This is a genomic window from Vibrio sp. 2017_1457_13 (assembly GCF_030851525.1).
GTDB lineage: Bacteria > Pseudomonadota > Gammaproteobacteria > Enterobacterales > Vibrionaceae > Vibrio > Vibrio metschnikovii.
Genome location: NZ_VHTA01000024.1, coordinates 1 through 5,840, shown reverse-complemented (window position 1 = coordinate 5,840; position 5,840 = coordinate 1). Strand labels below are relative to the sequence as shown.

Genomic DNA, 5,840 nt, shown 5'->3' with positions numbered 1-5,840 from the left:
TCCAAGAGATGGACGATGCCAATTCATCACTGGAAGCAAGCGCTAAATCGCTTTATGATTATGTTTGAAGAACGATTAACTGATTACTTGTAAGCAATAGCAGTTACACAAAATTATTTACAGGGTCATAAGGAAGTTTCGTGGATATTTTAGGATTACTATCGGGTGCTTTAGTTCAAGTTTGGTACATCATACCTCTGTTACTTATCGTTTCGATATTCAAGAGTCGATGGTTTAAAGGTCTGTTTGGCGAGTACTTGGTAAACAGATTGCTGTCACAGTTATCTGAATCAGACTACACGTTAGTAAAAGATGTAACTTTATCCACAGAAGATGGCACAACACAAATTGACCACGTTGTTGTATCTAAGTTTGGTATTTTTGTTGTTGAAACAAAAAATATGAAAGGGTGGATCTTTGGCTCAAAAAGTCAAAAACAATGGACTCAAAAAATCTATCGGCATACTTCCAAATTTCAGAATCCTCTCCATCAAAATTATAAACATATCAAAACCCTTGAATCATTGTTGGGTATAGATTCATCTAAGTTACATTCGGTCATCGTTTTTATTGGTGATAGTACGTTTAAAACTGATATGCCTAATAATGTTACTTACGCACGAGGTTGCTTGGATTACATTAAGCAGTTCATCCAGCCAGTATTTTCAGATGCTGAATGCGTCCAAATTATTTCGGCCATCAACGAAGTTAAGCTCAAGAAAGGCGTGGTTACAGATCTAAAGCATAGGCAACATGTTAAAGAGCTGGTCGCTTCAAAAGAAAACATAAAGCAATGTTCACGTTGTGGCTCTGATATGGTTGTGCGTGAAACAAAGCGTGGTGAAGATAAAGGTAAACAGTTTTGGGGTTGCTCCTCTTTCCCTAAATGTAGGTCAGTGGAAAAATTCAACTAACAAAGCATTTAAGAGTGATTCGCAACGCTTGGCATTTTCGCTTCGCTCAAGTATAGCCAAACGTCGCTCACACCTTAATGCGGCGTTATGTTTTTAATCAGGTTTAGAGAATCATGGAAGAAAAGAGTCAGTTATTTTTACAGCAGTACCTTCGAACTTTACCTAGTGAAGTGTCTGAAAAATATACATCATTTAGTTCGGATTACTTTTGCGCAGATGAGTATAACGCAAATCTATGTGCAGATTTAATTCTACGCGGCGAGAAACGTGCATCATGCAGCATGGAATATTGGTATAGCCACGAAAGCGAAGTATTACCTATAGTTGGCCACCTTCAAGTGGTCACAAACTGGAATGGTGAGCCAATTTGTATCATTGAGATAACATCGGTCTCAAGTTGTCGATTCAAAGAAGTGACGGAAGAGTTTGCGGCAAGTGAGGGTGAGGGCGACAAATCGCTAGAATGGTGGCGTAATGCTCATTGGAAATTTTTCTCACGTGAATGTGAAGATTTAGGTATAGAGCCAAGTGAGGATATGTTATTGGTTTTAGAACACTTTAAGGTCGTGTATCACTAAAAACATAACAAGGCGTTAAAGAGGGATTCGCAACGCGTAGCATTTTCGTTATGCGTAGATTTTACTAGTTTTTAGTGCAATGCGGTTAGTTGGTAGTCGCGTTGCTCACCCCTTAACGCGGCGTTATGTTTTTTATCACGTTTTGGGGCTATAATCGGTCAAACCTTTATTGATAGTAGGTGTGATATGAATCGAAAAGTTGAAGCTTACGGCGTTGATGCTGTTGAAAGACCGAAAATTAAGGCTAGCAAAAAGCTTGATTTGACTGGTGATGCTGGTCGTCAAATTGTGAAGTCTGAAACAAAACTTGCTTTGCGTACCCATCAGAAGACATTCACTAAATTGGCTGATATGTAATGGATATCATCTGTTTTCCTTTTGAACGAGTGATCGAAATTAATGCTTTCATCCTAAAAACAGAACCAGGAATGAAAGGGGCAGTTGATATTCCTAAGCTTCAAGGGGCGCTAGGTCGAATCGATAATGCGATCGTTTATGAAGGACTGGATGATGTTTTCGAAATCGCAGCTAAATACACTGCTTGTATAGCGGTTTCACATGCGCTACCAGATGCCAACAAACGCACAGGTTTGGCTGTGGCACTTGAATATTTATCACTTAACGATTTTGAGCTTACGCAGGAAAACGATTTACTTGCGGATGCAGTTCGAGATCTTGTTATCGGCATTATCAACGAAACAGATTTTGCCGACATTCTCTACGCACAATACGCAAAAGAACAAAATTCAGTTCTCTAAACATAACAAGGCGTTAAAGAGGGATTCGCAACGCGTAGCATTTTCGTTATGCGTTGATTTTATTAGTTTTTGTGCAATGCGGAGAGTTGGTAGTTGCGTTGCTCACCCCTTAACGCGGCGTTAGCAGAATTATGGAGAAATCAGTGAGTGTAGTACGAGTGGTTTATGACCATAGAGTCGATGGTGAAGGTCTTATTACCCATGAGAAAGAGGTCAGATTACATAGGGAACTATGTGAAATAATGGATGCTTATCCTTGGGCTGCAGAGATTGATGGCTTTGAAAAATATGGTGTGGGTGGTTGTTTCCACTTTTTACTTGGTAAGGATAACGTTTATGCATGTTACCAATATGTACCAGTTGATGTGGACTCAGGGATCTTGAATTTAGATATCGTTATGAAGCCCGGTTTTTTAAACATATTTGGACGTAAATCGGTTTCGAAAGACTTTGATATTGTTTCTATTCCAGAAGTTAAAGCTGCGGTAAAAGAGCTTTTTGAGCATACTGTTGAATCACTGTATGAAAAGTATAGGCGTTAAAAATTCTGCTAACAAGGCGTTTAAGAGGGATTCGCAACGCGTAGCATTTTCGTTATGCGTTGATTTTATTGGTTTTTAGTGCAATGCGGTGAGTTGGTAGTCGCGTTGCTCACCCCTTAACGCGGCGTTATGTGCTTAAAGTATAAAGGTAAATATGGCAGTTTTAGAAATTCTTACAGCACCAGATCCAAGGCTTAAGATTACAGCAGAGAAAGTTCAGGATATTGAATCGGTTCAGAAATTAATCGATGATATGTTGGAAACCCTATATTCAACTGATAATGGTATAGGTCTAGCTTCAGTTCAAGTGGGTCGTAAAGAAGCGGTTGTTATTATCGATCTTTCAGATAATCGAGATCAGCCATTGATATTGATTAACCCTGAAGTAGTGAGTGGTAGCAACAAAGCTTTAGGTCAAGAGGGGTGTCTTTCAGTTCCAGATTATTATGCAGAGGTGGAGCGTTATACATCAGTTGTAGTATCGGCGTTAGATCGAACAGGTCAGCGAATCACGATCGAAAGTGATGATTTTCTGGCTATCGTGATGCAGCATGAGATTGATCATCTTTCTGGTAATTTATTCATTGATTATCTTTCACCGTTAAAGCGTCAAATGGCGATGAAAAAGGTGAAAAAGGTGAAAAAGTACGTCAAATCGCACCCTCAACCACGCACATAACAAACGGTTAAAGAGGGATTCGCAACGCTCGGCATTTTTATTATGCGTTGATTTCAGTGGTTATGGTGTTGTGCGGTGATTTGGTAGTTGCGTTGCTCACCCCTTAACCGGGCGTTAGCATTCAAGGAGAAAAGTTTGCACATTCCAGGGAAGTTTAAACAAGACAATATTGATGTACTTATCAATCTGATGCGTGAATATCCATTCGCAACAGTCATTACCTCTTCAAATTCAGCGATCGAGGCTAATCATCTTCCTTTATCTTTAATAGAGTTGGACGGTAAGTTACGTTTAAAGGGGCACATAGCTAAGGTCAATTCAGTTTGGCAAACCGCTAATCCTGTATCTGAAGTTCTTGTGATTTTTAACGGCCCAAATAGCTATGTATCTCCCAGTTATTATCCGACTAAGAAAGAGAATGGTAAGGCTGTGCCGACATGGAATTATATTGTGGTACATGTGAAAGGAAAGATTCGGTTTATTCACGAACCGCAATGGATATTGGAGGTTCTTGAGCAGTTAACATTGGAGCACGAGCAAGGACAAGCGGTGCCGTGGTCAATGTCAGATGCACCGGAGGGATACATTCATAAAATGTTGCCTGCGGTAGTAGGTGTTGAAATTGAGGTAGAGTCACTCAGTGGTCAATGGAAATTAAGCCAGAATCATCCAGAGATAAATCAACAGGGTGTTGTTGATGGCTTGTCATCCAAAGATGATACAAGCTCACAGGTTATCGCTTCACTCATGAGCGCTAATCTTTGACAAGAATGCTAACAAGGCGTTAAAGAGGGATTCGCAACGCGTAGCATTTTCGTTATGCTTTGATTTTATTAGTTTTTAGTGCAATGCGGTTAGTTGGTAGTCGCGTTGCTCACCCCTTAACGCGGCGTTAAATTTCAAGGAGGCTCGGTGTTCCAAGTTAAGTTCTATGAGACATACTATTTCTGTAATGTTATTCACAACATTCTAAGGGACCAGTTTTCTTATATACGTAGAATTAATGATTTCTACTGTGATGAACAGATATTCTATTTAGCTAGCCCTTTTCAGAAATACTCGGCATTTCATCACTTCATTGAATTTGTAGTAGAAGACATTTATCTGGAAGAAGCATTTGAGGCTGATATTGAAGAACTGAAAGGAAATAAAAGGACTCATAGTGCAGTTCGCCAGCACTATAGCCTCGATAAGTTGCCGATCGAAAGAGCTTTTGATTTTCATGAAATAGAATATCAAAGCTTTGTTTCTCATCTGCTAAGTTATGGGAAGTCACTCTCGAGTTTCGATATAAATGATCTCGATAGCTATATGGAAGAAACTCGTCTTAGTCAGTCGTATGAATATCTAATTAGGCAAACAGTTAAAGAAATATTCCATGTTCTTTTTCAAAATCGGCAGCTAATGCTTAACTTCAATGAGATGTTAGCGAGCGGGCTAGAGTTAAGTATGGACGAACCTGTCGCAGAAGAAGCCGAAATATGGTTCTCAAAGCCAGGAATAATCAAGCGGCAATCAATTCCTAAATGGGTTCAAAGGGCAGTATATTTCAGAGATAGGGGGCGTTGTGTTCTATGTGACAAAGACCTTTCCGGAACTGTAAATTTAGAAAATCATACAAATTATGACCATATAGTTCCTTTAGCAAAACATGGGTTTAACGATGTATCTAACATTCAATTGCTGTGTCGAGAGTGTAATCAGCGTAAAAAAGATGGTAATGCAATAACTTCAAACCAATACCAGTCATGGTACTCATACGATGAAATTTAACAAAGCATTTAAGAGTGATTCGCAACGCTTGGCAGTTTCGCTTCGCTCAAGTATAGCCAATCGTCGCTCACACCTTAATGCGGCGTTAGCTTGCTAAAGGCTAGCAATACTAGCCTAAACTTGCCCTAATATCTGAAATGGTGATAAATAGCTTATTTTCTGCATCTTGAAACGCTTTAAAACCATAGCGCTCATAGAAATGTTTAGCGCCATCTTTTGCGTCAACAATAACGACGGGGAATGCCACGCTATCACTAGCGGCTAGTAGTTTTCGTAGAGCATCGATAAGTAACCACTCTCCAAATCCTTTACCTTTATAGCGCTCATCGATAGCTAAGCGAGCAATGAGTCCGCCAGACGTTGATGACTGATGCTTTTTCTGTAACTTATCGGGCAATGCTTTTAGGTCAATGGGTGTCATTGTTAAAGTGTAAAAACCGATGATAAGTGAGGTATTATTTTCATCCTCTAGACCCTGTAAATAATTTTGTGTAACTGCTATTGCTTACAAGTAATCAGTTAATCGTTCTTCAAACATAATCATAAAGCGATTTAGCGCTTGCTTCCAGTGATGAATTGGCATCGTCCATCTCTTG

The 5,840-nt window shown here is 39.5% G+C and carries 9 protein-coding genes; 8 read left to right on the top strand and 1 reads right to left on the bottom strand.

The window, feature by feature from the left end; translation table 11 throughout:
- The first annotated feature begins 140 nt into the window (after nt 1-140).
- From FKN88_RS17150 to FKN88_RS17115, 8 genes are all read left to right on the top strand, one after another.
- Nucleotides 141-914: an NERD domain-containing protein gene (locus tag FKN88_RS17150; protein ID WP_154171031.1), complete on the top strand. Its 774-nt coding sequence runs from the start codon at nt 141-143 to the stop codon at nt 912-914.
- 113 nt (nt 915-1,027) lie between these two features.
- A complete protein-coding gene (locus FKN88_RS17145; RefSeq protein WP_154171032.1) occupies nt 1,028-1,492 on the top strand; it encodes an ASCH domain-containing protein in 465 nt (154 codons plus the stop codon).
- Between the two features lie 186 nt (nt 1,493-1,678).
- Entirely contained in the window at nt 1,679-1,849 is a 171-nt protein-coding gene (locus FKN88_RS17140) for a hypothetical protein (protein ID WP_001080654.1), read from the top strand.
- Nucleotides 1,849-2,250 (top strand): type II toxin-antitoxin system death-on-curing family toxin, encoded by a 402-nt coding sequence (locus tag FKN88_RS17135; RefSeq protein WP_000351249.1) that lies wholly within the window; start codon nt 1,849-1,851, stop codon nt 2,248-2,250. Before FKN88_RS17140 ends, FKN88_RS17135 begins: the two co-directional genes overlap by 1 nt.
- A 143-nt stretch (nt 2,251-2,393) precedes the next feature.
- Nucleotides 2,394-2,792 (top strand): hypothetical protein, encoded by a 399-nt coding sequence (locus FKN88_RS17130; protein WP_154171033.1) that lies wholly within the window; start codon nt 2,394-2,396, stop codon nt 2,790-2,792.
- Between the two features lie 154 nt (nt 2,793-2,946).
- Complete coding sequence (def, locus tag FKN88_RS17125) at nt 2,947-3,471, top strand: peptide deformylase (protein ID WP_154170970.1); 525 nt, start codon at nt 2,947-2,949, stop codon at nt 3,469-3,471.
- 135 nt (nt 3,472-3,606) lie between these two features.
- Entirely contained in the window at nt 3,607-4,236 is a 630-nt protein-coding gene (locus FKN88_RS17120) for an FMN-binding negative transcriptional regulator (protein ID WP_306687759.1), read from the top strand.
- Between the two features lie 147 nt (nt 4,237-4,383).
- Nucleotides 4,384-5,244 carry an HNH endonuclease gene (locus FKN88_RS17115; RefSeq protein ID WP_154171035.1) on the top strand — a complete coding sequence of 287 codons (861 nt, stop codon included), beginning with the start codon at nt 4,384-4,386 and terminating at the stop codon, nt 5,242-5,244.
- Between the two features lie 109 nt (nt 5,245-5,353).
- On the opposite strand, the gene FKN88_RS17110 is transcribed toward FKN88_RS17115, so the two are convergent.
- The gene (locus FKN88_RS17110; RefSeq protein WP_306687760.1) at nt 5,354-5,746 is read right to left on the bottom strand and encodes a GNAT family N-acetyltransferase; all 393 of its coding nucleotides are present in this window, start codon (nt 5,744-5,746) and stop codon (nt 5,354-5,356) included.
- Nucleotides 5,747-5,840 lie beyond the last annotated feature (94 nt).